This window comes from Streptomyces sp. NBC_00829 (assembly GCF_045161795.1).
Lineage (GTDB): Bacteria > Actinomycetota > Actinomycetes > Streptomycetales > Streptomycetaceae > Streptomyces.
Window position 1 is genome coordinate 876,592 of sequence record NZ_CP108867.1, and the last position, 25,524, is coordinate 902,115.

Below are 25,524 nucleotides of genomic sequence, written 5' to 3' on the forward strand. Positions count from 1 at the left end.
AGTTGATCTTGCTGTCCGCGCCCTCTTTTGCCGTCAAGGACGTAAATCCTGCGGCCCTTATGGCAGTTACGTGAAGATTTTATTGCCGACGTGGGGAAAGTGTGTGCGCCCTCACATGGCAAAGCTGTCCTGATACCCGTGCCTCAGCGGCGTGCCTTCCGGGTCGCCCGCAGCCACTCCTTGTTCATCGCGGCGATGGAGGGCAGCGGGATTCCCTTCGGGCAGGCGGTGGCACATTCACCGGTCAGCGTGCAGCCGCCGAAGCCCTCCTCGTCCATCGTCGCGACCATGTCGAGGACACGGGTCTCGCGCTCGGGAGCGCCCTGAGGCAGCACATTGAGATGGTTGATCTTCGCGGAGGTGAAGAGCATCGCCGAACCATTGGGACAGGCCGCCACACAGGCGCCGCACCCGATGCATTCGGCGTGCTCGAAGGCGAAGTCGGCGTCCGGTTTCGGCACCGCGGTGGCGTGCGCCTCGGGTGCCGCGCCGGTGGGTGCGGTGATGTAGCCGCCGGCCTGGATGATGCGGTCGAAGGCGCTGCGGTCGACCACCAGGTCCTTCACCACAGGGAAGGCCGAGGCGCGCCACGGCTCGACATCGATGGTGTCGCCGTCCTTGAAGGAGCGCATGTGGAGCTGGCAGGTCGTGGTGCGTTCGGGGCCGTGCGCGTCGCCGTTGATGACCAGGCTGCACGCGCCGCAGATGCCCTCGCGGCAGTCGTGGTCGAAGGCGACCGGGTCGTCGCCGCCGAGGATGAGTTCCTCGTTGAGCGTGTCGAGCATCTCCAGGAAGGACATGTCGTCGGAGATGCCTTCGACCTCGTAGGTGGCCATGGCACCGGGGGCTTCGGCGTTCTTCTGGCGCCAGACGCGCAGGGTGAGCTTCATGCGTAGCTCCGCTGAGTGGGGTGGACGTACTCGAAGACGAGGTCTTCCTTGTGCAGGACAGGCGCCCGGCCGGTGAACTCCCAGGCCGCCGCGTAGGAGTACTCCTCGTCCCTTCGGGCGGCTTCGCCCTCCGGGGTCTGGGACTCCTCGCGGAAATGGCCTCCGCAGGACTCGGAGCGGTGCAGTGCGTCGAGGCACATCAGCTCCGCGAGCTCCAGGTGGTCGACGATGCGGTTGGCCTTCTCCAGCGACTGGTTGAACTCCTCGCCGGTGCCGGGCACCTTGACGCGGCGCCAGAACTCCTCGCGGATCTGCGGGATCCGGTCGAGTGCCTTGCGCAGGCCCTCGTCGGTACGCGCCATGCCGCAGAACTCCCACATGAGTTCGCCCAGTTCACGGTGGAAGGAGTCGGGTGTGCGGTCTCCGTCGACCGCGAGCAGCAGGTTGAGCCGGTCCTCGGTCTCGGCCCGTACCTCGGCCGCCACCGGGTGCGAGGCGTCGATCCGTTCGCTGAGCGGATGGCGGGCAAGGTAGTCGTTGATCGTGGACGGCAGCACGAAGTACCCGTCGGCGAGGCCCTGCATCAGCGCGGACGCGCCGAGCCGGTTCGCCCCGTGGTCCGAGAAGTTGGCCTCGCCGATCGCGAAGAGACCGGGGACGGTGGTCTGGAGGTCGTAGTCGACCCAGAGACCGCCCATCGTGTAGTGCACGGCGGGATAGATCCGCATCGGCACCTCGTACGGGTTCTCCGCGGTGATCCGCTCGTACATGTCGAAGAGGTTGCCGTACTTCTCCTCGACCCCCTCCCTCCCCATCCGCCGGATCGCGTCGGCGAAGTCCAGGTAGACGCCCTGCCCGCCGGGGCCCACACCGCGGCCCTCGTCGCAGACGTTCTTCGCGGCGCGGGAGGCGATGTCGCGGGGGACGAGGTTGCCGAAGGAAGGGTAGATCCGCTCCAGGTAGTAGTCGCGCTCGTCCTCGGGGATCTCGTGCGGCGGCCGGCGGTCGCCGTTTGCCTTCGGCACCCAGATGCGACCGTCGTTGCGCAGCGACTCGCTCATCAGCGTCAGCTTGGACTGGTGGTCGCCGGTGCGCGGAATGCAGGTCGGATGGATCTGTGTGAAGCAGGGGTTGGCGAAGTACGCCCCGCGCCGGTGGGCGCGCCAGACGGCGGTGGCGTTGGAGTTCATGGCGTTCGTCGACAGATAGAAGACATTGCCGTAGCCGCCGGTCGCCAGCACGACGGCATCCGCGGTGTACGTGGAGATCTCGCCGGTCACCAGATCGCGGGCCACGATGCCGCGTGCCCGCCCGTCGACGACGATCAGATCGAGCATCTCGGTGCGGGCGTGCAGGGTGACCGTGCCCGCGGCGATCTGCCGGGAAAGCGCCTGGTAGGCACCGAGCAGCAGCTGCTGGCCCGTCTGCCCGCGGGCGTAGAAGGTGCGCGAGACCTGGACGCCGCCGAAGGAGCGGGTGTCGAGCAGGCCGCCGTACTCCCGGGCGAAGGGCACGCCCTGGGCCACGCACTGGTCGATGATCTCGACCGAGATCTGGGCGAGCCGGTGGACGTTGGACTCGCGGGCGCGGAAGTCGCCGCCCTTGACGGTGTCGTAGAACAGCCGGTGGATCGAGTCGCCGTCGTTGCGGTAGTTCTTCGCCGCGTTGATGCCGCCCTGGGCGGCGATGGAGTGCGCCCGGCGCGGGGAGTCCTGGTAGCAGAACTGCTCGACGTGGTAGCCCTGTTCGGCCAGGGTCGCCCCGGCGGCGCCGCCCGCGAGGCCGGTGCCGACCACGATGACGGTGTGCTTGCGGCGGTTGGCCGGGTTGACCAGCCTGGCCTCGAATCGCCGCCGGTCCCAGCGCTCGGCGATCGGGCCGCCCGGAGCCTTGTCGTCGGCGAGGGGAGCGCCGGTCTCGAAGTCCGAAAAGCTCATGTCAGCTCACCATTCCGGTCATGACGGCGACGGGTACGGAGATGAACCCCGCGGTCAGGACGAGCGCGAGAAGGTTGGCGACGGTCTTGAGCACCCGGTCGCGGGTGGCGTTGCCGACACCGAGGGTCTGCGCGGCGCTCCAGAAGCCGTGGCGGACGTGCAGGCCGACGGCGAGCATGGCGACGATGTAGACGACGTTTCCGTACCAGGTGGAGAAGGTCGCGACGACGTTCTCGTACGGATGGCCCGGCTCGGCGTTCTCGTTGACGGTGAGCGTCGTCAGGTCGAGCAGGTGCCAGACGATGAAGAGGGCCAGGATGATGCCGCCCCAGCGCATGGTTCGGGTGGCGTAGCTCGCGCGCCTGCGCCGGTGGGAGTACCGCACCGGGCGGGCCTTGATGTCCCGCCTGCTGAGCTGGAAGGCGGAGACCGCGTGGCCCACGACGGCCGCGAGCAGCACGACGCGGACGATCCACAGCCCCCAGGAGTAGTGCAGGACTGGCTCGCCCATGGTGCGCAGCCAGTGGCCGTAGGCGTTGAACTCCTCCGCTCCGAAGAAGACCTTGAGGTTGCCCATCACATGCGCGACCAGATAGCCGAGCATGATCAGGCCACTCACGGCCATGACCGTCTTCTTGCCGACCGTCGATCCCCAGAAGGTGCGGGAGGGCGACGGTTTTCGATCCGTCCGCGTTGCCAGAGCCATGCGAGGAACGCTAGGGCCGGAGCGCTTCAGAGGTCCAAGACATGATCCGGCTGATCTCCATAGGCATGGCCTATCGTATGGCCATGCAGTTCCAGCAGCTTCTCTATTTCGTGGCGGTCGCGGAGACCCTGCATTTCACCCGTGCCGCCGAGCGGGTGCATGTCTCGCAGCCCTCGCTCTCCCAGCAGATCCGGGCACTGGAGAAGGAGCTCGGGGCCGATCTGTTCAGCCGGGCGCGGGGAAATATCGCGCTGACGGACGCGGGTGAGGCGCTGCTGCCGCTGGCCCGCCGGATCCTCGCCGACACGGACACGGCCCGGCACGAGGTGCAGGAACTGGCGCAGCTGCGGCGCGGCAGGGTCAGGCTCGGCGCCACACCCAGCCTCTGCACCGGTCTGCTCCCCGATGTACTGCGGGTCTTCCACGATCTGCATCCCGGAATCCAGCTGCTGATCGAGGAGAGCGGCTCGCACGATCTCGTACGGGAGCTGGCGCGCGGCTCCCTCGATCTGGCTCTGATCGTGCTGCCGCTGCCTCCGGCATCACCGGCGCTGACCACGGTCGAGCTGCTGCGGGAAGACCTGGTCGTGGTGTCGTCGGCCACGGCGAAGGCACCGCGGCGGCCGGTGCGCGTCGCCGATCTGCGCGATCAGCCGCTGGTGATGTTCCGGCACGGCTACGACCTGCGCGAGCTGACGGTGGCCGCCTGCCGCGCGGAGGGCTTCGAGCCGGCCTTCACCGTGGAGGGCGGCGAGATGGACGCCGTCCTCGGATTCGTACGCGCCGGGCTCGGCATCGCGGTGGTGCCGAGCATGGTGGCCGACCGGGCGGGGCGTGATCTGCGGGTCACCCCGCTCGCCCGGCCGGGGCTGCGGCGCACGATCGCTCTGGCGCACCGCAGCGATGTCGCGCCGCCGCGGGCCGCCCGAGAGCTTCAGCGGGTGCTGTTCGACTCAAGGGCGGCGGTTTTGTGACCTCTCTTTGCCGGGGCTCCGGACCCCCGCTCCCCCATCGCCCCGAGGGCTTGATCGAGGCTGCGCTCGTCGCGGGGGCGTGAGCTCCCGGATACCCGGCCCTGTCACACCGCGTCCGCCAGGGAGAGCGCATGGAGCTTGTCGGGCGGTCCGGGGCGGGCGTAGTACCAGCCCTGAGCCGTGTCGCAGCCGAGCTCCCGCAGCTGTTCCGCCTGCGCGCCGGTCTCCACGCCCTCGACCGTGACCGCGAGCTCCAGGCTGTGCGCCAGCGAGACGATCCCCTCGACGATCTTCAGATCGACGGGATCCGCGGGGTGGCGCTGCATCCCCTGGGTGAAGGAGCGGTCGAGCTTCAGGATGCTGACGGGCAGCCGGCGCAGATTCGCCAGGTTCGAGTAGCCCGTGCCGAAGTCGTCGAGCGCTATGTCCACGCCCATTTCCGCGAGCTGCCGCAGGGGCTTGAGGAGATCCTCGTTCGCGCCGATCAGCGCGGACTCGGTCACCTCCAGGCAGAGGGCACCCGGTTCCAGTCCGGAGCGCTCCAGGACGTCGACCGTGTCGGCGACCAGACCGGGATGGTGAAGCTGGGTGGGCGAGAGGTTCACATTGATCCGCAGCGGCCCTCCGTCGGAGTGGCGCTCCTGCCAGTAGCGGGCCTGGCGTACGGCCTCCTGGAGCACCCAGCGCCCCAGCGGCACGATCAGCCCGGTGTGCTCGGCGAGCGGAATGAACTGGTCCGGCCCGAGGACGCCGTGCTGCGGATGGCACCAGCGCACCAGCGCCTCCGCCCCGTGCACGGTTCCGTCGCCGAGGTGCACCAGCGGCTGGTACTCGATGAAGAACTCACCGCGCTCCAGCGCCGCGGGCAACGCGGTGGTCAGACCGTGCCGGGTGATGGCGCGGGCGTCGGCCTCCGGGTCGGCGGTCTCGAAGCGGTTGCCACCCGCGGACTTGGCCCGGTACATGGTGATGTCGGCGCTGCGCAGCACCTCGGCGGTGGTGCGCTCGCCCGCGGGGCCCTCGACGATGCCGATGCTCCCGCGGACCGTGAATTCCCGGCCGTCGACGCTGATGGGCGAGGCGAGCGCGGCGAGGATACGGGCCGCCAGCTCGTCGACCTCGCGCTCGGTGCCGGGTCCGGTGGTCAGCGCCACGAACTCGTCGCCGCCGAGGCGGGCCACCATCTCGCCGGGCGCGGTGGCGCAGCTCTGCAGCCGGTCGGCGACCTCCACCAGCAACCGGTCCCCCGCCGCGTGGCCGAGGCTGTCGTTGATCGCCTTGAATCCGTCGAGATCGAGGTAGCAGAGACCGAAGCGGGAGCCCTCACCGCCGGACAGGGCCTTCTCCAGGCGTTCGAAGAAGAGCGTCCGGTTGGGCAGCCCGGTCAGGGCATCGTGCGTGGCCTCGTACCGCAGCCGCAGATTGAGGAGCCGGCGCTCCGTGGTGTCCTCCATGAGCGCCAGCTGGTACTGCGGATTGCCTTCGGGGTCCCGCAGCAGAGAGACCGTCAGGTTGGTCCACAGCACCGTGCCGTCGTTGCGGTAGAACGGCTTCTCGACGCGGTAGTGGTCGCGTTCGCCGCGCACGAGCTCCCTGTAAAGCTGCCATACGTGGGGCCGGTCCTCGGGATGGGACCACTCGGTCACCTTCCGCCCGCGCACATGGTGTTCCAGGCCGCCGAACATCCGCGTCAGGGTCTCGTTGACCTCCAGGATGTTGCCTTCCAGGTCGGCGATCCCGATCCCTATGGCGGCTCCCTCGAACACCGCGCGGAAGCGTTCCTCGGTGGTGTGCAGCGCCTGCACGGCGTCGCTGCGGGCCAGCAGCGAGGAGCGGGCGATGGACTCCTGCTCGGCGAGGGTGCGCTCGCGCAGACCCTGGGCGAATCCGGCGGCCAGCGCGTGCTGAAGCTTCGCGCAGCGGGCCCGGCTCTCCTCGGCCGGCTGAGCGGGATCACCGCTGCCGCAGTACAGGACCAGATAGGCATCGACGACGCCGAGCGTGCGGCTGAGTGCCTCGGGGTCCGTGCAGTGCACGTCGATGAGGGCCGCCCCGACGCGTTGCGCGGTCGCCGGGTCGAAGGGCCGCGCGTGAAGTGAGTCGCGCAACCTCCGCGCCAGCGGCAGCAGATGTTCCTCGACCTCGGGCCGGGTCAGCGAGGTGGCCGTCACCGGGAAGACCGCCCGGCTCCAGATCGTCGCGAACCGGCGGAGTCTGTCCTCCAGGCCGTCCGGGTCCGCCGGGAAACCCGCGGCCTGCGTCGGCGCCATCACGCCTTGCGCCCCACCCCGGCGAACCCTGAGAAGGCATATGGATCCTCCTGCTCGGCGGGGGCGTCGGACCGCCACTGCGGCATGGACACCAGACCGGGCTCGACCATCTCGTACCCCTCGAAGAATCGCGCGATCTCCTCGCGCGGGCGCATGACCAGCGGATTGCGTATGTTCCGGTAGACGTCGACGGCGCCGCCCGCCTGCTCCTCGGGCACCGGCACCCCCTCGAACGAGGCGTGCGTGAGAATCACGATACTGCCGGGCGCGAGGGCGTCGCGCAGCTCCGCGACGGCGCTGAAGGGGTCGTCCTCGTCCTCGATGAAATGCAGGACGGCGACGAGAAGCAATGCCACCGGCCTGTCCAGGTCGAGCAGTTGGCCGACCTCGGCGCTGTCGAGTATCTGCCGTGGCTTGCGCAGATCGGCGGAGACGACGGACGCCTGCGGATTGCCGTCGAGGACGGCGCGGCTGTGGGCGACCGCCACCGGATCATGGTCGACGTAGACGACGCGGGACTCGGAACTGGCCTGGTACGCCACTTCGTGGACATTGCCGAAGGTCGGAATGCCGGAGCCGATGTCGAGGAACTGGGTGACTCCCTGATCGGCCGCGTAGTTCACGGCCCGGCGCATGAACGCCCGGTTGGCCTGCATGATCTTGGGGAGGCCCGGCATGAACTCCATGGCCCTGCGCGCGGCTTCCCGGTCGACCTCGAAGTTGTGCGAGCCGCCCAGGTAGTAGTCATAGATGCGGGACACGCTCGGCACCGAAATGTCGATGCCCTGCGGGGCCCAGGCGGGACGCTCCATCGATGTCTCCAACAAGTCGCCACGGGGGGGAGATCGGCCATGTCCATGGCCAGTGTTCGAGCCGAGGCTACTGATCGCCCGCCAAGAGAGCGAGCCCAAACGGAAATTAGCGGTCCGTTCTTGGTCACACGTCTGGGTCATACGTCTCGGTCATAGGGCCGAGGCATGGGTTCCGGTCATGCGCCTCTCACAGCAGCCGGCCCGCCGTCACGCGAGGGGCGTGGGACGGGCCGACCGGGCCGGAGGCGCAGCGTGGGGACTACTTGGGCGCTCCGACCAGCTTGGCCTGGGGCGAGACCACATACCAAGTGCCGCCCACGCCCTGGCCGTTGGTGTCACCCGGCTTCTTGTCGCCGGAGAAGGTGTAGATGGGCCAGCAGTCGACGCTCTGCTGCTTCTGTCCGTCGGGACGGTTGAGGGTGCTGAAGCCCTTCAGCGTGATTCCCTCGACATCGCTCTTGTCGACGGGGGCGACAACCGGCCACTTCTTCAGGCACTCACCGACGCAGGCCGACTTCATGGGCCAGGCGGAGTCCTTCTTGAACCGGTAGACCGTCATGCCGTTCTTGTCGACGATGATCTCGCCGAGCTTCGGGTCCTTGCGGACCGAGAGGCCGGCCAGCTCCGCGGCCTCGCCGCCGGCCTCCTCGCCGGAGCCGTAGTCTGCGCCCTCGCCTGATCCCTCGCCGGACTCCTCGCCTGATCCCTCGCCGGACTCCTCGCCGGATCCCTTGCCGCCTCCGGCCTTCTTGCCGTCGGGAGCGGAGGCGTACCAGGTGCCGCCCACACCCTGGCCCTTGACGTCACCGGGCTTGGTGTCCATGGCGTAGCGGTACATCGGCCAGCCGCCGATGGTCAGCTGCTTGGAGCCGTCGGCCCGGGTGACCTCGCCGATCAGCGAGGCGTCGGTGCCGGGGGCGGCGGAGGCACCGCCGGCGGAGACAACCGGCCACTTCTTCGCACAGTCGCCCTCGCAACTCGCCTTCGGCGGGGAGGCGGTGTCCTTGTCGAAGCGGTAGAGCGTGAAGCCCGCGCTGTCGGTGACGACCTTGCCGAGTTCCTTGCTGTCCCACACGGCCAGCTGACCGGCAGGCTTCGCGGCGGCCTGGTTCGCGGTGCCCGCACCGCCGTCAAGGTCCGAGCCGTAGCCGCCGCTTCCGGGCTGGGCCGCGGCGGCCGCGCCGACCGCCTGGCCATTGGGGTTCTCGGTGCCCTTTTCCTGACCGCACGCCGTCGTCAGCGTGAGTACGGCCGCCGCAGTCACCGCGAGCGAGGCGTTACGCCAGGTGTTCATGTCGACTCCCGTTTTCCCTACTAGCCTGTTGCGACGCCTGGGTGCGCCGTGTTCATGGCCCTAGGTACGGACGCGGGGGTTCGAAGTGTTCAACGCGCGGGAAAAATTTCTTCGGAGTCGCGAACGCGAATAGTGGAAATCCCGCCTCCACCAGGGGAATTCATCCCAAGCCGGAATGGCTGGATCCCAACCGCGCCGCAGGCTTCGCATGCCACTCGGGGCACAGGCGCGGCCTGCGGGAGCGGAGGGCGGCCTGCGCGAGCGGGGGCGCGGTCCGCACCGAGGCCGCCGCGCCTGCCCCGCGGAACCGGCCCCGGGTCACGGTCCTCCCGGCATGGCGCGCTGGCGTGGTGCGCGGATGTCGTGCGCGGATGTCGTGCAGGGACGCAGGGACGGACTCGGCGGACGGCCGGCTCGGGCGGGCGGGGCAGCCGCCGTGGCCGTGCGGCCGGTACCGGCCGCACGGCCACGCCTTTACCTCATCCACCACCCCGCACGACCGCGCGACACGCCTGGGCGTCCGCCACTCGGGGGACATCGGTGCCCCATTCGCCCGTCAGGGATCGCGGGGCGTAACAGCCGCTCCTACCGTTTCCCGCATCGAGGTGCATTTCCCGCCTTATGTGGAAACCGTTCCGCAGCTGCTCCTCGGAGACCCGGAGGACTGACCATGCGCGCGATACGTGCCGCATCCGCCGCTCTGCTGGGAGTGGCCTCACTCGCCCTGACCGCACCCACCGCCACGGCCGACGACGCGAAGGTCTCGTCGCCCGTCTTCAGTGTCATCCCCTCGACCGTCTCGCCGGGCGGACGCGTCACCCTGTCCGCCAGCGGGTGCAACACCACGGCCACCGCCAGTTCCGGAATCTTCGACACCGTCAGTATCAGCCCGCGCTCCTCCGCCACGGTCACCGTCGACACGGGCGCCAGGCCGGGCGCGCAGTACTCGGTGCAGTTCAACTGCCCGGGGCAGGGGACGGGCTCGTTCAACCTGACCATCTCCGGCGGACGCTCCACACCCACCATCAGCACCACCTCGGCCGCAACCGCCGCGGCCACCACGCCCGCGGGTGTCAGGGGCGGGCTCGGAGGCAGCATCGGCGGGCTGAACGGCGGGGAGATCGCCGCAGGCACCGCCCTGGTCGTGCTGGCGGCCACCGGGACGGTCTTCGCCGTACGCCGGCGCGCGGACGGCCGCCGCCACTGATCCCCGCCCGTACCGACCCGTCATACGCCCGCCGCCCCGAGTCCTGGCCAGGACTCGGGGCGGCGGGCGTATGCGGACCGGGAGGTTCGGCCGGTCAGACCTTTCCGCTGATCATGCGGCGACGACGGGCGATGAAGAGAGTGCCGCCGACGGCCGCCGTGGCAACCAGTCCGCCGCCGATCGCCATCTCGGTGCTGCTCGGGCCGACCGAGCCGCCGAGACCGCCGAGCGCACCGCGGCCGGAGAGCACGGTGAACTGCTGGGTCGCGACATTCCGGTTGTCGTTGCACCGGACCGCCAGGTTGTACTGGCCGGGCGCGGCGTCGTCGTGGATACGGGCGGTGGCGGTGGAGACCCCGCCACGGGGACCCGAGAGGTTGCTCTGCGGGAAGGCGTTGGACGTGACGGTGCCGCCGCGGTCGCAACCCCGGACGGTGATCGTCAGGGTGGCACCCTGGTGGACGGACTGAGGGCTGACGGAGACGCTGATCGGACCGTTGTTCGGCTGGTCGCCGCCCGCGGCGGCCAGCGGGGCAGAGAGCCCGACGGCCGCGCAGGCGGCCGCGGCGACTGCGAGAGCGCGTGAAGCACGCATCGTTGAACCTCCAGTGGAAGACGCCCCAAAGCGGCGCTCCGGGAGATTCGACGAGTACGCCTTCCATGACGAACACTCACCGGGGCGGACATGTGGCGCATTTCGGCACCGGTCCGGCACTGGTCCACCCCGGTGAGGCGACACGCCGGAGGATCTGACGGAGCCGCAGGTCACAGACCGTCAGAAGTTTTTGCCCGCCCCAATACCCGGATGGTCCATCGCTCTTGCCCCGCCACCCGTTCGCCCCTCCCTCCTCGCCGCTCCCCCGGCGCTCACTTAGCGTGCGTACAGGGCGCCCCGGAGAGCCGGGCGGCCACTCCTTCGAAGCCACTGATGGCAGAGAACCGTCAGCCACACCCGGCCCTCCCGGGCCGCCTAACAACTTACGGAGAACCATGGGCGAGGACTACAGCGGCTCGGAGTCGAGGAGACGCTCGCCTTGGGGCGTACTGGCTCTCGTCCTGCTCTCAGGGGCGGCGCTGATGCGCAACGGCGCGGATGTGGCCCTGGGCCCGCCGCAGCCGGCCGCAGCCGCCTCGCTGACCCGTCCGGGCGAGACATTCGCTCCGCTCGTCGCCTCGGCGAGCCTGCCGTTCTCGCCGGCGGAGCGGGTGACGATCCCCTCCATCAAGGTCGATGCGCCGATCATGGACGTCGGCCTGGACACCGACGGCTGGATCGAGGCGCCACCGCCCCAGGACCCCAACATCGCCGGCTGGTACCAGAACGGCATCGCCCCCGGACAGCGCGGCACCTCGGTCGTCGTCGGACACGTCGACAACCTCTCGGGCCCTGCCGTCTTCTACGGCCTGGGCTCGATCGAGAGGGGGCAGCACATCGAGGTCAGGCGCTACGACGGCAGGACCGCGGTCTTCGAGGTGTACGGCGTCGAGGTGTTCTCCAAGGAGAACTTCCCCGGGCCCCGGGTGTACGGCGACACAGGCTACGCCGAGCTGCGCGTGATCACCTGCGGCGGCGGCTACTCGAAGGCGCACGGCTACAGCGGCAACGTCGTCGTCTTCGCACGGATGGTCAAGACGCGCTGACCCGGGCTCCGGCCGCCCGCCCAGGAACGTCCGACCCTCTCAGCGGCGTGGAACGGTGATCCGGTACCCGGCGTCCAGCAGCCGCGGCAGATAGCTCCGCAGCGCCGTGACGCTCTGCGAACGATCGCCGCCCGCGTCGTGCGAGAGCACCACCACGCCCGGCCCCGCGCCCTCAAGCACCCTGCGCACGATCGTCCCCGTCCCCGGCTCGGCCCAGTCGAGGGTGTCCACCGTCCAGGCCAGCGGCTCCATCCCAAGTTCCGCGCCGATCTCGAAGGAGTACTTGTTCCATGCCCCGTACGGCGCCCGGTACCAGAGCGGCGCCGCGCCCAGCGTCTGTTCGATCACCTCGCTGGTACGGCCCAGCTCCTCGCGGATCCGTGACGGCGGCAGCTTGGGAATCAGCGGATGCGACCAGGTGTGGTTGCCCACGACATGCCCGGCCCCGGCCATCTCGGCGAGCAGGTCCCGGTTCTCCCTGGCCATCTCGCCGCAGACGAAGAACATCGCGTTCACGTCGTACTCGCGCAGGGTGCGCAGAATGCCGGGGGTGTAGTGCGGATCGGGCCCGTCGTCGAAGGTGAGCACCATCGTGCGCCCGGCGTCCGCCAGCCGCTCGAACGGGCGGGTGCGCACCGGCGGCAGCGCCCGGCGGAACACCGGCGGGGTGTACTCCGTCATGGGCTGCAGTCGGTAGGCCGACTCCTTCTCCGGTGCTCCCGCGACGGCCGGAGGAGCCGCCGCCGGGCGAGGTGCGTCCGCCCGGCCGGGGCCCCGCTCGGTGAAGAGCGCCCCGGCGGTGGCTGCCGCGCCGAGGCAGGCCGCGATACGGAGCACTGACCGACGCCCCGGAATCATCTGGTCTGTTTTCATGAACAACTGCTCGCACGGCGTTCGGGCCAGGCACCCGCCCCACACCGGTGACACGGGGGAAAGCACCCGATGGGAGCAGCGTGAGGGCACACGGCAGGGCGGCGCGGTGCCCGGCCGCCGTCGCTCCCCGGGCTCGCACCGCCGCGTGCCCGTGCGTCAGGTGCGCCGGACCAGGGGGAACGGCAGCGTCTCCCGGATCGTCAGCCCGGTGAGGAACATGACGAGCCGGTCGACCCCGATGCCCAGACCGCCGGTCGGCGGCATCGCGTACTCCAGCGCGTCCAGGAAGTCCTCGTCGAGCTCCATCGCCTCCGGGTCGCCGCCCGCGGCGAGCAGGGACTGCGCGGTGAGCCTGCGCCGCTGTTCCACGGGGTCGGTCAACTCCGAGTAGGCGGTGCCCAGTTCCGTACCGAAGGCGACCAGGTCCCAGCGTTCGGCCAGACGCGGGTCCCGGCGGTGCTGACGGGTGAGCGGGGAGACGTCGGTCGGGAAGTCCTTGTAGAAGGTGGGCATCTTGGTCCGCTCCTCGACCAGCCGCTCGTACATCTCCAGGACCACGTCACCGCGGGTGTCGTCGGGCGTGTGGGGCACCCCGACCCGGTCGCAGTACCGGCGCAGCACCTCCTCACCGGTGTCGGCGTCCACCTCCTCGCCGAGTGCCTCGGACACCGCTCCGTACAGCGTCTTGACCGGCCAGACACCCGAGATGTCGTGCTCCACGAGCCGCCCGTCCGGACCGGCCTTGTGGGCGATCGGCGATCCGAAGGCCGCGATGGCCGCGCCCTGGATCAGCTCACGGGTCAGATCGAGCATCACGTCGTAGTCGGCGAAGGCCTGATAGGCCTCCAGCATCGTGAACTCGGGGTTGTGCTTGTACGAGACGCCCTCGTTGCGGAAGGTGCGGCCCATCTCGAAGACCTTCTCCAGGCCGCCCACGCACAGCCGCTTCAGATACAGCTCGGGGGCGATGCGCAGATAGAGGTCGAGGTCGTAGGCGTTGATGTGGGTGGTGAAGGGACGCGCGTTCGCGCCGCCGTGGATCTGCTGGAGCATCGGCGTCTCGACCTCCAGATACCCGCGTTCCAGCAGCCCCTGGCGGAGCGCCTGGACGGCGGTCGAGCGGTGGCGTACGACGTCGCGGGCGCCGGGGCTGGAGACCAGGTCGAGATAGCGGCGGCGCACCCGGGCCTCGGGGTCGGCGAGTCCGCGCCGCTTGTCCGGCAGCGGGCGCAGGCACTTGCCGGTCAGCTGCCACGCGCCGACGAAGACCGACAGCTCGCCCTTGTCGCTGGTGCCGATCTCGCCCGTGGCGGTGATGTGGTCGCCGAGGTCGATGTCGGACGTGAAGCCCCTCAGCACGTCGTGGCCGGTGCCGTCACGGGTGAGGGCGAGCTGGAGGTCGCCCGACCAGTCGCGCAGCACGGCGAAGACGACGCCGCCCAAGTCGCGCACTGCCATCACGCGCCCGGCGACGGTGGCCTGTCTGCCCGTTCGGGTTCCGGGTTCGGTCACGGGGTAGGCGGCACGGATCTCGGCGAGCGTGTCGGTGCGCGGGGCGATGCCGACGGGGTAAGGGTCGGTGCCGTCGGCCCGGAGCCGCTCCAGCTTGCGATGGCGGACCCGTACCTGCTCGGGGAGCCGCTGTTCCCCCACCGCGGCCTGCGAGTCCGGGCCCACCAGGCCGAGCGAGTCGATGGACGGCAGGCCGTGGGTGGTGACGGGACTGACGACGCCCTTGGGCCGCTCTTTCCCCCTGCCCCAGAGTGTGCGCAGGCTCGGTACGGAGACGAAGCCCTCGGCGATCGCGGAGGCCATGCCGACGCGGGCGAGGGAGCCCGCGTCGCCGAAGCAGAGGAAGCGCGGGTACCACTCGGGCTGGTACTTGACGTTGGACCGGTACAGGGCCTCCAGCTGCCACCACTTGGAGAAGAAGAGAAGCAGCCGCCGCCACAGTCGCAGGACCGGGCCGGCGCCGATCCGGGCACCTTCCTCGAAGGCCGAGCGGAAGACGGCGAAGTTGAGGGAGATCCGGTGGACACCGAGCTTTCCGACATGGGCGCAGAGTTCGGCGACCATGAACTCCATGACGCCGTTGGGAGCTGTGCGGTCGCGGCGCATCAGGTCGAGCGAGATGCCTTCCTTGCCCCAGGGGACGAAGGAGAGCAGAGCGATCAGTTCGCCGTCGCCGTTGAACGCCTCGACGAGCAGGCAGTCGCCGTCGGCGGGGTCCCCCAGGCGGTCGAGCGCCATGGAGAAGCCGCGTTCGGTCTCGGTGTCGCGCCAGGTGTCGGCCCGGTCGACGATGCGCCGCATCTCCTCGTCGGTCAGCGCGGAGTGCCGGCGCACCCGGGTGGTGGCGCCGGTGCGCTGCACCCGGTTGACGGCCTGGCGGATGACCCGCATGTCGCGGCCGTTCAGGTCGAAGCGGGCGACGGTCAGGATCGCCTCGTCGCCGAGCTGGATCGCTCCGAGCCCGGACTGGGCGTAGACCTTGGCGCCCTCCTCGGACGCGCCCATGACAGCGGGCGCCCAGGCATAGCGTTTGGCGACCTCCAGCCAGGCCTCGATGGCGGGGGTCCAGGCGGCCCGGTCGCCGACGGGGTCGCCGCTGGCCAGGGCCACCCCGGCCTCGACGCGGTAGGTGACGGCGCCCTTGCCGTTGGGCGAGAAGACGACGGCCTTGTCGCGGCGGGTGGCGAAGTAGCCGAGCGAGTCCTGGGAGCCGTAGGCGCCGAGCAGGGCGCGGATGCGGGGCTCCTCGTCGCCGTGCAGCGCGGCTTCCATCCGTTGCGAGCGAAACAGCGTGGCTGCGGCGCTGAGCAGGGCGATCGCGCCGAAGAGTCCGAGCAGGAAGAAGAGGAAGCGCGGCGGGCGGCCGTCGAACTGGTCGCCGGAGGCGAGCCCGCCGAGCACCCGGTTGGTGGCCCAGAGCAGTCTCTGGTTGGACGGCAGCCCGCCGGGGAACGCCTCGACCAGGCCCCAGCCGACGAGGATGCCCGCGATGAGCATGAGGACGAGGACGAGGAGTGCGCGGCGCAGCGCCCCTCGCCGGGTCCTCGCGTAGAACTCCCCGCGCGCCCATACGAGCACCGCCAGGCCGAGCGAGCACACCACCAGATTGCCGATCCACGTCCACTCGTGGTCGAAGATCAGCACCAGGACGTCCGTGACCACGAGCAGCGCCAGATAGGCCACGACCAGCCACCACGCGGCCTTCTTGCGGGCTCCGACGGCGGCGGCGAGCAGCAGCAGGAAGACGGCGTAGGCGAGGTTCGCGCTGACCGGGACAGTGACCCGGTCCAGGAACACGACCACCGGGCTCAGCAGGCGTCGAAGCGGCGCGATGAGTGCGAGGACGGCGCAGAAGACACCGAGTGCGGCGAAGAACATCGCGAACGCCTCGGGCACGCTGCCGCGCAAGCCGCCACGAGCCTGAGTGGGCTCCTTCACCGTGACACTCATGCTCTGCACTTTAAGGAGACCGCCCACGGCACGCCTCTCGGAAGCCGATGGCGTCGCCGGTGTGACGGAGCAGCATGAGCAGGGATTCGAACGGGGCACGGACGGTCCGAAGGTGATCGTCGTTTGGGTGGACGGATCCGACTCGTCCCCGCGGGCCGCGGCGTACGCCGGTGGCCTCGCCCGGCGCCAGCACGCCCTGCTCGCCATCGTCTACGTCCAGCCGGTGATGCCCGCGGGCGCGGCGCTCGGGGTCCCGGTCGGGGACACGACCGGGGAGATCGCCGAGGGGCTGGTGGCGGAGATCCGCTCCGCGGCCGAACGGGTCAAGGGGATCTGGGACATCCGCTGGGAGTTCCACACCGTCCGCGGCGATCCGTACAGCGGACTGGTCACGGCCGCCGACGAACTGAAGGCAGACGCCGTGGTGGTGGGCGCCTCGGAACAGGCGGGCCACCGGATCGTCGGCTCGGTGGCGGTCCGCCTGGTGAAGGCGGGGCGCTGGCCGGTGACGGTCGTTCCGTAGCGTCCGGGCGGGGCCGCCCTGCCCATATGAGGCCGCCGGCCACACCACGGCTGAGGACGGCCGTCCGGATGGCCGTCCTGTGCCTCGCTCAGCCCGGCCCGGTCCGCCCCGCGGTGCAGGGCGTCGGACAGGTTGATCACGCGCCGGGCGCCGGTGTCCCGCCACGTCGGGACGAACCGGCAGATCCGGGAGGGCTGTCGCCGGCACCGCTTCCGGCCCGACCGCTCGCCGCACCACTCGTCGCTCCGAGCGACCGCTCACCGAGGACCGCCGTGCGCCATCTGTCCCTTCGCCCGCGGATGCGCTCGTATACGCCACGGAGCAGCGATCACAGCGCGAAAGGGTGGTGGCAATGGCGACGGCGACCGCGACCGCTTCGGCACGGACCGACGAGCGGGCCCTGGTGGAGCTGCAACGTGAGCACGGTCCGGCACTGCTCAGTTTTCTGCTCGGTCTGACCTACGGAGACCAGCAGCGCGCCGAGGATCTGCTCCAGGAGACGCTCGTACGGGCCTGGCAGCACCCCGAGGCCTTCGACGGCCCGTACGAGTCGATGCGGCCCTGGCTCTTCACGGTCGGCCGGCGGCTCGCGATAGACGCCCGCCGCTCCAGGCTGGCCCGGCCGGCCGAGATCGGCGACGGGGTCCTGGCCACCACGCCCGACCCCGCCGACGTCACCGAGACGGCCGTTGCCGCGCTCGACGTGCGTGCCGCCGTCGAGTCCCTGACTCCCGAGCACCGGGCGGTCCTGGTGCAGATCTACTTCCGCGGCCTCAGCGTCACCGAGGCGGCGGAGGTGCTCGGCATACCGGTCGGAACCGTCAAGTCGCGTTCGTACTACGCGCTGCGCGCGCTCGCCGGCTGCCTGCCCGGGTACGCACGGCGGCGGCGCTGACCGAAGTGGGGCAGTACCGCTCGTCGCGGCCTTCGTCGCCCCGATCGGCCGCTCAGCACCGAGCCGGGCCATATACCCCAGGTGGCGGATGACTCGGCGGGCGCGCCCCGCCGATCTCTCGGTTTCCTGCTCGGCCTCACCCACGGAGACCCGCAGCACGCCGAGGACCTCGTCCAGGAGACCCTGGTGCGGGCATGGAGACATCCCGATGCCTTCGGTGCGCGGCGGATCCCTGTCCACCGCGGCACGCGGGGCCCGCGCTGCGGGTCGCCCGGCCTGCGCGGATCACGCTGAACCCGGGCCGGGCCGGGCGCGTAATACCGGTGCAGATGGCCAACGTTTCGACTCACCCGAGGACGGTTCCGTGACCTGTACGCCCCCGGCCCGGCCGACGGCGATCGCCGAGACGGCACTCGCCGCTCTTGCGCTCGGCCGGTGCCCCGACGCGGCCGCCGGCCGGGCTGCGCGGCGGGCACGGCGGTGGCTGCGTGATGTGCGGACCCGTCCGGAGGGGTCCGCGACGGAGTTGATCGAGTCGGCGCTGCGTGCGCTGGCACTGCGGGAGAGCGAGCCGGTCGACCTGGGGCACCCGGTGCTGTCCGCCCCAGGCTGCGCCGCACTGACCCGGATCGTCCACGCGGTCGCCGTCCATGTCGACCTGGGCGTCGTCGGCGGAGCTCCGGTGGGCCGGCTGGGCGGGCTCCTCGCGGGTGACATCGCGTCCGGTACGCCCTGCCCCTTCACCGGGCGGCCCGGCTCCCCCGCGCTCGTCGCGGCACGCCTCCTCGTCGACCATCCGGCCGCCGGCCGGGAGCCGGTGCGTGAGGCGGTGGCCAAGATCGCCGCCCTGCGGTGGGACGACGCCCGAATCGAGGACGAGCCGCCCGCCACGGCGCTCGCTCTGCTCGCACTGAGCGCGGCGGACGCGGGCAGCCCCGCGTGGCGGCGGTGCCGGGCGGGGCTGTTGCGCATTCAGCTTCACGACGGGAGCTGGCGTCCCCGGCCGGTGCCCGTCCGCGTGGCCGTCTGAAGCCGCGCGGTGATGCGCGCCCGTCGCACTCCGTCGGCCGTCGCGACCGTGCCGCCGCCCGCCGCCGGGCGGTCACGCGAGCCCCGGATGTCCCTGCTGTGCCCTCGTCTCACTGGGGCCACGTCCAGGGGGCGACAGTATGCGAAACCTCACGCTCAAGTTGAGTAAAGAAGGGCCCTCAACCGTGTTTGACGGTGGAGGCTCGTCGTCGTGTCGGCACGAAAGTCGTCCGGAAAGAAGGTGGGAAGGGTGCGGCCCGAGAGTACGAACGGCACCAGCGGCGGCGGGCTGGCAGTCCCCATGGCGTGGCTGTGCGCCGAGTACATCGCCGACGAGTTGCTGCGCACGGGTGCGCTCGTGGAAAGCGGCTCGCTCGAATACCGGGCGGGAAGACGGACGCTGGCGCTCACCATCTATCTGTGCGACAGCGCGGAAGAGCTGGCGGGCGTCCGGGTGGTCTCCCGCATCGACGAGTGGCTGTCGCTCACCTCGTACGAACACCCCTGGCGGGAATGGGTGGGCGAGCGGCTCGCGGCGCGGCAGGAGCGGGAGCGCGACCTCGACGAAGGGGCCGACCCCGATCTGGCGCTCGCGCTGGACGCGTGGCGCTGGCTGCGGCGGACGGAACTGCTCGCCGCCGATCTCGGCGAGAGCGAACCATGGCACACACCACGTCCGATGGACTCGGTCGTGGATGAGTACGCACAGGTATGGACCCCGGCCTGGCAACTGGGTCTGCCGCTCAGCCACCTGGCCATCCATCTCTTCTGCTGAGCGGAGGCGGACGGACAGCGGCGACGGCCAACGGCCTGTCGTTCGGCTCGTGCCGGGCCCGATCGGGAGAAAGGCCCTATGCCGGCAACTGCCTCGCGCCACGACTGAGCTGAAGGCGGGAAACCGGTGCCGTCTCAGCCTGTCGAACGGCGTCCGGCCGAGGAGTGCACACCCGAGCTGTACTTGGGAATTCTGACCGTGATCTTCATACCGGCGCCCACACCCGTCTCGATGACGAGTCCGTGATCGTCCCCGTACACCTGGCGCAGCCGTTCGTCGACATTCACGAGGCCGACGCCCGACGACACCGTCCGCTCCCCCGCCAGGATCTTCCGCAGCACGTCGGGATCCATGCCCACTCCGTCGTCCTCGACGGTGACCATCGCCTCGGCCCCGGCGTCCCGCGCCGCGATCGTGACCCGGCACTCGTTCCTGGAGTCCTCCAGGCCGTGCTTGACCGCGTTCTCGACGAGGGGCTGGAGACACAGGAACGGCAGCGTCACCGGCAGCACCTCCGGCGCCACCTGGAGCGTCACCTTGAGGCGGTCCCCGAAACGCGCCCCGGCGAGAGCCAGATACTGCTCGGTGGAGCGCAGTTCGTCGGCGAGGTTGGTGAAGTCGCCGTGCCTGCGGAAGGAGTAGCGGGTGAAATCGGCGAATTCCAGGAGCAGGTCGCGGGCCCGCTCGGGATCGGTACGCACGAAGGAGGCGATGGCGGCGAGCGAGTTGAAGATGAAGTGCGGTGATATCTGGGCGCGCAGCGCACGGATCTCCGCCTCGATCAGCCGGGTGCGGGAGCGGTCCAGCTCGGCCAGCTCCAGCTGTACGGAAACCCAGCGGGCGACCTCGGTAGCGGCCCGCACCAGGACGGCGGACTCCCGCGAGCCGTAGGCGACGAGCGCGCCGAGTACGCCCTCCTCGCCGGTGAGCGGGGCGATGACGGCCCAGCGCAAGGGGCACTCCAGGTCCTCGCACTCCGTGTGCACGCTCTGGCTGCGCCCGGAGTCCAGCATGTCGGCGACGCGGACCCTCACCCACTCCTCGTGATGATCGGCGCCAGGCCCGTCCCAGGCGAGCACGGACTCGCGGTCGGTGAGGCAGAGCGCCTCCGTGCCGAGCAGGGAGCGCAGCCGCCGGGCGGCCTTGCGCGCGGTGTCCCCGGTGAGACCGGCCCGCAGCGGGGGCGCGGCCAGCGAGGCGGTGTGCAGCGTGTGGAACGTGGCCCGCTCCACCGGCGTGCCCAGGTCGAGATCAGGTCTGCTGCCACGCCGTGCCGTCAGCCGGCCGAGCGCGACACCGACGGCGAGCAGGACCGCTCCGGCGGCGGCGAGCGCCGCGATGCCCGTCCCGTTCATCGTTCGGCCCCTTCCGGCTGGGGTCTGCCGACGAGGTCCTCCGGGAGATGCAGCCGCGCCAGGATGGCGGCGGCGCCGGGCGGTATGTGACGCCTGGTGGACAGCGACACCAGCACCATGGTCAGAAAGCCGACGGGCACCGACCACACGGCGGGCCACGCCATCAGTGTGTGCGCCCATCCGGCGGGGGCGAGGCCGGCGCGGGTGGCCATCACCGCGGTGAGGGCCGCGCCCCCACCGACGACAAGCCCGGCGGCCGCGCCGGGCGGTGTCAGACCGCGCCACCAGATCCCGAGCACGAGCAGGGGGCAGAAGGAGGAGGCCGAGACGGCGAAGGCCAGCCCCACCGCGTCGGCGACCGGCACATTGGTGGCCACCACACTCACGGCGAGCGGCACCGCCATGGCGAGCAGGGTCGCGAGACGGAAGTACCGTACGCCGCGCGAGGGCAGCACGTCCTGGGTGATGACGCCCGCGACGGACATCGTCAGACCGGAAGCCGTCGACAGGAACGCCGCGAACGCCCCGCCCGCGAGCAGCGCCCCGAGCAGGTCCCCGGCGATGCCGCCGATCATCCGCTCGGGAAGCACGAGCACGGCGGCGTCGGCGTCCCCGGTCAGCGAGAGTTCGGGCGCGTAGATCCTGCCCAGTGCTCCGTAGACGGGCGGCAGCAGATAGAAGGCGCCGATCAGCCCGAGGACGACGAGCGTGGTCCGGCGTGCGGCACGCCCGTGGGGGCTGGTGTAGAAGCGGACGGCGACGTGCGGGAGGCCCATGGTGCCGAGGAAGGTGGCGAGTATCAGGCCGTACGTCGCATAGAGGTGATAGCCGTCCCTGCCGCCGGAAAGGGGCTGGGACCAACTCGCCGGGTCGGAGCCGGACGTGGCCCGTCGGGGCACTTGGGCGCCCTTCGGGAAGCGCAATGTCGTTCCCGACTCGATGCGATGGGTGCCCTTGCCGAGCGCGGCCGTCCCGTCCTCGTAGGAGGTGTGGTCGACGGTGCCCGAGACGGTGAGGGCGAGCGGTGCGTCGAAGTCGACGCGGACGGTGGTGTCGACGCGTACGGAGGTGTGTTCGCGAAAGAGGGCGGGGGCGTCGAACCGGGCGCGGGGAGTGTCGTCGCCCACCCAGGCCGCGACGAGGAACAGCGCAGGCACCAGCAGTGCGGTGAGCTTGAGCCAGTACTGGAAGGCCTGGACGAACGTGATGCTGCGCATCCCGCCCGCCGCGACCGCACCGGTGACGACGACGGCGACGAGCAGGCCGCCGACCCAGTCCGGCGCGCCGGTGAGGATCTCCAGAGTCAGCCCGGCGCCCTGGAGTTGGGGCAGCAGATAGAGCCATCCGATGCCGACGACGAAGAGGCTGGCGAGCCTGCGCACGGCGGCGGACTCGAGGCGGGCCTCGGCGAAGTCGGAGAGCGTGTACGCGCCCGAGCGGCGCAGCGGTGCGGCGACCAGCACCAGCAGGACGAGATAGCCGGCGGTGTAGCCGACCGGGTACCAGAGCATGTCCGGACCCTGGAGGAGCACCAGTCCTGCTATGCCGAGGAAGGAGGCCGCGGAGAGGTACTCACCGCTGATGGCAGCCGCGTTGAGGCCGGGCTTCACCGTGCGGGACGCGACGTAGAAGTCGGAGGTGGTGCGGGATATGCGCAGGCCGAGCGCGCCGATGAGTACGGTGGCGAGCACCACGACGGTGACGGCGGTCACCGCGTAGGCCTGGTTCACCTGGCTTCCCCCGGGAACACGGGTCAGCGTCCCTCGACGAGCCGGGTGAAGTCCTGTTCGTTGCGTTCGGCGCGGCGGACGTACCAGCGTGCCGTCAGCCACAGCACCGGGTAGACGCCCCCACCGAGGGCCGCCCAGACGAGCGGCTCGGGCGAGGAGAGGCGGCCTCCGAGCGTTGCCGGGAGCGCGAACAGGAGCGGCAGCGAGCCCACCAGCGCGGCGAGCGTTCCGAGGGCGCACAGGGCGGCCCGCAGTTGGCTGCGCATCAGCGAGCGCACATAGGTGGCGCCGAGTGTCGTCTGTTCGCTGATCTCGGACCGGGCCGGTGCGTGCCCCGGCGCGCGCCGGGTGCCGCGCGGCACCCCGGTGACCACTTCGCGGCGTGGCTGTTGGTCTGCAGACATCGTCGTCCGCTCCAGCGTCTGTCGGCGAACCCTCGGGAGCTGTGGAGTCTACGCACCCACGATGACCTGCGGTAGGGACCGGCGGCTCGCCGATAATGAAACGCCGTTTCAGCCCCTGGCGCGGCGGATCAGCAGATCGCGCAGGTGGCGCGCGTGCCGGCGGCTGACCGCGAGCTCGGCCTCACCCACCCGCACGGTCGTCGTCCCGGCGTCCAGGCGCAGTTCGTCGATGCGGGCGAGAGCCACGAGGTGGCTTCGGTGGATGCGGACGAATCCTCGGGAGGCCCAGCGCTCCTCCAGGGTGGACAGCGGGATACGCACCAGGTGGCTGCCGTCCTTGGTGTGGAGCCGGGCGTAGTCGCCCTGGGCCTCGACATAGGCGATGTCGTCGATCGGTACGAACCGGGTGACTCCGCCCAGTTCGACCGGGACCTGCTCCACAGCCGCGGCGCCGCCCGGCGCTGTGCCTGGGGACAGGCCCGCCGCGGCGGGTGCGGGCTGCGGGATGTGCGCGGTGGTGGGCACGGCCGGGTCCGGCGGCCGGGGTTCGCGCGCGGAGACGACCAGGTCACGGACGCGGCGCACGGCTTCGGCCAACCGCTCCCTGCGGACCGGCTTGAGGACGTAGTCGACGGCCTTGAGGTCGAAGGCCTGTACGGCGAAGCCCTCGTGTGCGGTGACGAACACGATCAGCGGTGGGCGGGCGAATCCGGCGAGCAGCCGGGCGACGTCGAGTCCGGTGAGTCCGGCCATGTGGATGTCGAGGAAGACGACGTCGATGCCGTCCTCGCCGTCCGGGCCCGCCTCCAGTGCGTGGCCGATGCGGCGCAGTGCCTCGGTGGCGTCCGTGGCTCCTTCCGCGCTGCGGACGCGCGCGTCGGAGCGCAGCAGGTAGAGCAGTTCCTCAAGTGCCGGTTTCTCGTCGTCGACAGCCAGTACGCGCAGCATGCCGCGGAGTTTATGCGCGGCCGCGGTGCGGGACCACGGTGTGCCGTCGCCGAGACGGTCGAGCAGATCCTCTTCCGAGAACAGGCCAACCCGTCACCTCCCGCACGGCCCCGAACCGCGGTGCGGTTGTGCTCGTAGCGCATGGAGTTGAGCACAGCGCGTCCCTGATGCGTACTCCAGGTCGACAGAACGCAGCGAACGCAGCACCGCGAGAGACGAAACGAGGACGCCATGAGCTTGCAGCAGCGGCATCGGGACGTGGCCGCCTATGCGCTGGGCGTCCTTGAACCCGCCGATGCCTTCCGGTTCGAGGAGCATCTGCCCGAGTGTGTGATGTGCACGGTACAGCTCTCCGAGTTCACGGCGATCGCCGCGTCCGTGGCCGAACTGGCCGGCCCCGACCGGATCGAGGCCCTTCCGAGCCCGCGGCTCCTGGACGGGCTGACGGACCAGGTGGTGGTGGCCGGACGCCGCAGCAGCAGACGCCGGCTGGGGCTGGTGGCGGCGGCCGCAGCGCTCGTCGTCGCCCTGCCCGCGGCGGTGTTCGCGATCCGGGCGGGTGGACTGCCGCCCGCACAGCGGGTGGAGGCGAGCGACGCCAGGACGGGTGTCACCGCGTCCGCCGCGGTGGAGCGCCGGGTCTGGGGCACCGCGGTCGCCCTGCAGATCACCCGCCTTTCCGGTCCGCGCACCTGTCGGCTGGTGGCGGTCGCCAAGAACGGCATCGAGCACCCGGTCCTCACCTGGTCGGTTCCCGCGGGCGGTATCGGGATGCCCGGCTCGGGTGAGCATGAGCAGTCGCTGGAGATCGAGGGAGGTACGGACCTGCCGAGCGCCGAGATCGGCCGCTGGGAGGTCCGCGGCGCCGATGGGCAGGCCCTGCTCTCCATCGAGTGAGTTCTCTGCGCCGGGTGATCACTTCAGCAGGCGGGAGAGCCTGCGGTCGGCGAGCGGTTTGCCGCCGGTCTGGCACGTGGGGCAGTACTGCAACGAGGAGTCGCTGAAGGAGACTTCGCGGATCGTGTCGCCGCAGACGGGACATGGCTGACCGGTGCGTCCGTGGACGCGCAGACCGCTCTTCTTCTCGGCCTTGAGCCGGCCCGCGGCCACCCCGCGGGAGCGCTCGACGGCGTCGGTCAGTGTGGTGCGCAGGGCTGCGTAGAGGGCGGTGGTCTCGTCGTCGGTGAGATTCTGCACGGGCTTGAACGGCGACATCTTCGCCGTGTGCAGGATCTCGTCGCTGTAGGCGTTGCCGATGCCGGCGATCAGGCTCTGGTCGCGCAGCGCGCCCTTGATCTGCCGGCGCTCCCCCGCCAGGAGCGCGGCGAATGCGTCGCGGTCGAAGCCTTCGGCGAGCGGGTCGGGCCCCAGGCGGGCGACGCCGGGCACCTCGGCCGGGTCGTGGACGAGATGGACGGCGAGGCGTTTGGTGGTGCCCGCCTCGGTGAGGTCGAAGCCGGCGCCCGACGCGAGGAGGGTACGCAGCGCGAGCGGCCCCTTGCCGGGGCGGGGCGGCGCGGCCGGGAACTCCTCCTTCCACCGCAGCCAGCCCGCCCGCGCGAGATGGGCGACGAGATGGAGGCCGCCCGCGCTGATGTCGAGCCACTTCCCGTGCCGGTCGACGGCGGTGACCTCGGCGCCTTCGAGTGCCGTCAGCGGCGGGTCGTAGGTCTTGAGGACGCTGATGGCCAACGGCAGGACGCGGACGATCTCCTGTCCCACCAGATGGGTGTCGAGGAACTCTCTCAGCGCTTCGACTTCGGGCAGCTCCGGCATGCGTCCAGGGTGCCGCAGGCGCC

22 protein-coding genes and 1 pseudogene are annotated in these 25,524 nt (G+C 70.7%); 9 read left to right on the forward strand and 14 right to left on the reverse strand.

The features are described from left to right. Window positions 1–143: 143 nt before the first annotated feature. From OG293_RS03600 to OG293_RS03610, 3 genes are read right to left on the reverse strand one after another with little or no spacing between them, the layout of a single operon-like run. On the reverse strand, window positions 144–890 hold the full coding sequence (locus tag OG293_RS03600) for a succinate dehydrogenase/fumarate reductase iron-sulfur subunit (RefSeq protein WP_405997291.1): 747 nt from the start codon (window positions 888–890) through the stop codon (window positions 144–146). Further along, window positions 887–2,827, reverse strand: a complete 1,941-nt coding sequence (locus tag OG293_RS03605) for a fumarate reductase/succinate dehydrogenase flavoprotein subunit (RefSeq protein WP_405997292.1) — start codon at window positions 2,825–2,827, stop codon at window positions 887–889. Before OG293_RS03605 ends, OG293_RS03600 begins: the two co-directional genes overlap by 4 nt. Window position 2,828: 1 nt before the next feature. Next, complete coding sequence (locus OG293_RS03610) at window positions 2,829–3,533, reverse strand: succinate dehydrogenase (RefSeq protein ID WP_405997293.1); 705 nt, start codon at window positions 3,531–3,533, stop codon at window positions 2,829–2,831. Between the two features lie 83 nt (window positions 3,534–3,616). Between OG293_RS03610 and OG293_RS03615 the strand changes: the two genes are divergently transcribed. Next, window positions 3,617–4,507 (forward strand): LysR family transcriptional regulator, encoded by an 891-nt coding sequence (locus tag OG293_RS03615; RefSeq protein WP_405997294.1) that lies wholly within the window; start codon window positions 3,617–3,619, stop codon window positions 4,505–4,507. 104 nt (window positions 4,508–4,611) lie between these two features. On the opposite strand, the gene OG293_RS03620 is transcribed toward OG293_RS03615, so the two are convergent. The 3 genes from OG293_RS03620 to OG293_RS03630 all read right to left on the reverse strand — a co-directional run bounded on the left by OG293_RS03620 (window position 4,612) and on the right by OG293_RS03630 (window position 8,883). Beyond that, window positions 4,612–6,777: a putative bifunctional diguanylate cyclase/phosphodiesterase gene (locus OG293_RS03620; RefSeq protein ID WP_405997295.1), complete on the reverse strand. Its 2,166-nt coding sequence runs from the start codon at window positions 6,775–6,777 to the stop codon at window positions 4,612–4,614. After that, window positions 6,777–7,589 carry an SAM-dependent methyltransferase gene (locus OG293_RS03625; RefSeq protein ID WP_405997296.1) on the reverse strand — a complete coding sequence of 271 codons (813 nt, stop codon included), beginning with the start codon at window positions 7,587–7,589 and terminating at the stop codon, window positions 6,777–6,779. Before OG293_RS03625 ends, OG293_RS03620 begins: the two co-directional genes overlap by 1 nt. Window positions 7,590–7,848: 259 nt before the next feature. Then, complete coding sequence (locus OG293_RS03630) at window positions 7,849–8,883, reverse strand: SCO0930 family lipoprotein (protein WP_405997297.1); 1,035 nt, start codon at window positions 8,881–8,883, stop codon at window positions 7,849–7,851. 670 nt (window positions 8,884–9,553) lie between these two features. Between OG293_RS03630 and OG293_RS03635 the strand changes: the two genes are divergently transcribed. Next, entirely contained in the window at window positions 9,554–10,090 is a 537-nt protein-coding gene (locus OG293_RS03635; protein ID WP_405997298.1) for a hypothetical protein, read from the forward strand. Window positions 10,091–10,184: 94 nt separating this feature from the next. On the opposite strand, the gene OG293_RS03640 is transcribed toward OG293_RS03635, so the two are convergent. Continuing rightward, window positions 10,185–10,685 (reverse strand): hypothetical protein, encoded by a 501-nt coding sequence (locus OG293_RS03640; protein ID WP_405997299.1) that lies wholly within the window; start codon window positions 10,683–10,685, stop codon window positions 10,185–10,187. 395 nt (window positions 10,686–11,080) lie between these two features. Between OG293_RS03640 and OG293_RS03645 the strand changes: the two genes are divergently transcribed. Beyond that, window positions 11,081–11,731, forward strand: a complete 651-nt coding sequence (locus OG293_RS03645) for a class F sortase (RefSeq protein ID WP_405997300.1) — start codon at window positions 11,081–11,083, stop codon at window positions 11,729–11,731. A 39-nt stretch (window positions 11,732–11,770) separates the two neighbouring features. Here OG293_RS03645 and OG293_RS03650 read toward each other — a convergent pair whose 3' ends face one another. Both OG293_RS03650 and lysX read right to left on the reverse strand, forming a co-directional pair. After that, window positions 11,771–12,604 (reverse strand): polysaccharide deacetylase family protein, encoded by an 834-nt coding sequence (locus OG293_RS03650; protein WP_405997301.1) that lies wholly within the window; start codon window positions 12,602–12,604, stop codon window positions 11,771–11,773. 156 nt (window positions 12,605–12,760) lie between these two features. Then, window positions 12,761–16,066 carry a bifunctional lysylphosphatidylglycerol synthetase/lysine--tRNA ligase LysX gene (gene lysX, locus OG293_RS03655; RefSeq protein WP_405997302.1) on the reverse strand — a complete coding sequence of 1,102 codons (3,306 nt, stop codon included), beginning with the start codon at window positions 16,064–16,066 and terminating at the stop codon, window positions 12,761–12,763. A gap of 61 nt (window positions 16,067–16,127) precedes the next feature. Here lysX and OG293_RS03660 point away from each other — a divergent pair, with 61 nt between their 5' ends. The 5 genes and pseudogenes from OG293_RS03660 to OG293_RS03680 all read left to right on the forward strand — a co-directional run bounded on the left by OG293_RS03660 (window position 16,128) and on the right by OG293_RS03680 (window position 19,288). Continuing rightward, window positions 16,128–16,589 (forward strand): universal stress protein, encoded by a 462-nt coding sequence (locus OG293_RS03660; RefSeq protein ID WP_405997303.1) that lies wholly within the window; start codon window positions 16,128–16,130, stop codon window positions 16,587–16,589. A gap of 352 nt (window positions 16,590–16,941) precedes the next feature. Further along, window positions 16,942–17,484 (forward strand): sigma-70 family RNA polymerase sigma factor, encoded by a 543-nt coding sequence (locus OG293_RS03665; RefSeq protein WP_405997304.1) that lies wholly within the window; start codon window positions 16,942–16,944, stop codon window positions 17,482–17,484. Between the two features lie 72 nt (window positions 17,485–17,556). Next, window positions 17,557–17,706: pseudogene (locus OG293_RS03670) on the forward strand (sigma factor); the annotation flags it as partial. Window positions 17,707–17,848: 142 nt separating this feature from the next. Continuing rightward, entirely contained in the window at window positions 17,849–18,514 is a 666-nt protein-coding gene (locus tag OG293_RS03675) for a hypothetical protein (RefSeq protein WP_405997305.1), read from the forward strand. A gap of 249 nt (window positions 18,515–18,763) precedes the next feature. Next, window positions 18,764–19,288 (forward strand): hypothetical protein, encoded by a 525-nt coding sequence (locus OG293_RS03680; protein WP_405997306.1) that lies wholly within the window; start codon window positions 18,764–18,766, stop codon window positions 19,286–19,288. 134 nt (window positions 19,289–19,422) lie between these two features. Here OG293_RS03680 and OG293_RS03685 read toward each other — a convergent pair whose 3' ends face one another. The 4 genes from OG293_RS03685 to OG293_RS03700 all read right to left on the reverse strand — a co-directional run bounded on the left by OG293_RS03685 (window position 19,423) and on the right by OG293_RS03700 (window position 23,725). Next, a complete protein-coding gene (locus tag OG293_RS03685) occupies window positions 19,423–20,643 on the reverse strand; it encodes a sensor histidine kinase (RefSeq protein ID WP_405997307.1) in 1,221 nt (406 codons plus the stop codon). Next, the gene (locus tag OG293_RS03690) at window positions 20,640–22,373 is read right to left on the reverse strand and encodes a cation acetate symporter (RefSeq protein ID WP_405997308.1); all 1,734 of its coding nucleotides are present in this window, start codon (window positions 22,371–22,373) and stop codon (window positions 20,640–20,642) included. Before OG293_RS03690 ends, OG293_RS03685 begins: the two co-directional genes overlap by 4 nt. Before the next feature lie 23 nt (window positions 22,374–22,396). After that, window positions 22,397–22,777: a hypothetical protein gene (locus OG293_RS03695; RefSeq protein WP_405997309.1), complete on the reverse strand. Its 381-nt coding sequence runs from the start codon at window positions 22,775–22,777 to the stop codon at window positions 22,397–22,399. Between the two features lie 108 nt (window positions 22,778–22,885). Continuing rightward, entirely contained in the window at window positions 22,886–23,725 is an 840-nt protein-coding gene (locus tag OG293_RS03700) for a LytR/AlgR family response regulator transcription factor (RefSeq protein WP_405997310.1), read from the reverse strand. A gap of 231 nt (window positions 23,726–23,956) precedes the next feature. Between OG293_RS03700 and OG293_RS03705 the strand changes: the two genes are divergently transcribed. Next, a complete protein-coding gene (locus tag OG293_RS03705) occupies window positions 23,957–24,622 on the forward strand; it encodes a hypothetical protein (RefSeq protein ID WP_405997311.1) in 666 nt (221 codons plus the stop codon). 18 nt (window positions 24,623–24,640) lie between these two features. On the opposite strand, the gene OG293_RS03710 is transcribed toward OG293_RS03705, so the two are convergent. Beyond that, window positions 24,641–25,501: an Fpg/Nei family DNA glycosylase gene (locus tag OG293_RS03710; RefSeq protein ID WP_405997312.1), complete on the reverse strand. Its 861-nt coding sequence runs from the start codon at window positions 25,499–25,501 to the stop codon at window positions 24,641–24,643. Window positions 25,502–25,524: the final 23 nt, after the last annotated feature.

Coding starts and splice junctions, on each gene's coding strand:
- OG293_RS03665 (WP_405997304.1), top strand. CDS start 16,942: ATGGCGACGGCGACCGCGACCGCTTCGGCACGGACCGACGAGCGGGCC.
- OG293_RS03710 (WP_405997312.1), bottom strand. CDS start 25,501: ATGCCGGAGCTGCCCGAAGTCGAAGCGCTGAGAGAGTTCCTCGACACC.
- OG293_RS03640 (WP_405997299.1), bottom strand. CDS start 10,685: ATGCGTGCTTCACGCGCTCTCGCAGTCGCCGCGGCCGCCTGCGCGGCC.
- OG293_RS03610 (WP_405997293.1), bottom strand. CDS start 3,533: ATGGCTCTGGCAACGCGGACGGATCGAAAACCGTCGCCCTCCCGCACC.
- OG293_RS03605 (WP_405997292.1), bottom strand. CDS start 2,827: ATGAGCTTTTCGGACTTCGAGACCGGCGCTCCCCTCGCCGACGACAAG.
- lysX (WP_405997302.1), bottom strand. CDS start 16,066: ATGAGTGTCACGGTGAAGGAGCCCACTCAGGCTCGTGGCGGCTTGCGC.
- OG293_RS03700 (WP_405997310.1), bottom strand. CDS start 23,725: ATGCTGCGCGTACTGGCTGTCGACGACGAGAAACCGGCACTTGAGGAA.
- OG293_RS03650 (WP_405997301.1), bottom strand. CDS start 12,604: ATGAAAACAGACCAGATGATTCCGGGGCGTCGGTCAGTGCTCCGTATC.
- OG293_RS03620 (WP_405997295.1), bottom strand. CDS start 6,777: ATGGCGCCGACGCAGGCCGCGGGTTTCCCGGCGGACCCGGACGGCCTG.
- OG293_RS03685 (WP_405997307.1), bottom strand. CDS start 20,643: ATGAACGGGACGGGCATCGCGGCGCTCGCCGCCGCCGGAGCGGTCCTG.
- OG293_RS03625 (WP_405997296.1), bottom strand. CDS start 7,589: ATGGAGCGTCCCGCCTGGGCCCCGCAGGGCATCGACATTTCGGTGCCG.
- OG293_RS03615 (WP_405997294.1), top strand. CDS start 3,617: ATGCAGTTCCAGCAGCTTCTCTATTTCGTGGCGGTCGCGGAGACCCTG.
- OG293_RS03600 (WP_405997291.1), bottom strand. CDS start 890: ATGAAGCTCACCCTGCGCGTCTGGCGCCAGAAGAACGCCGAAGCCCCC.
- OG293_RS03705 (WP_405997311.1), top strand. CDS start 23,957: ATGAGCTTGCAGCAGCGGCATCGGGACGTGGCCGCCTATGCGCTGGGC.
- OG293_RS03635 (WP_405997298.1), top strand. CDS start 9,554: ATGCGCGCGATACGTGCCGCATCCGCCGCTCTGCTGGGAGTGGCCTCA.
- OG293_RS03645 (WP_405997300.1), top strand. CDS start 11,081: ATGGGCGAGGACTACAGCGGCTCGGAGTCGAGGAGACGCTCGCCTTGG.
- OG293_RS03630 (WP_405997297.1), bottom strand. CDS start 8,883: ATGAACACCTGGCGTAACGCCTCGCTCGCGGTGACTGCGGCGGCCGTA.
- OG293_RS03695 (WP_405997309.1), bottom strand. CDS start 22,777: ATGTCTGCAGACCAACAGCCACGCCGCGAAGTGGTCACCGGGGTGCCG.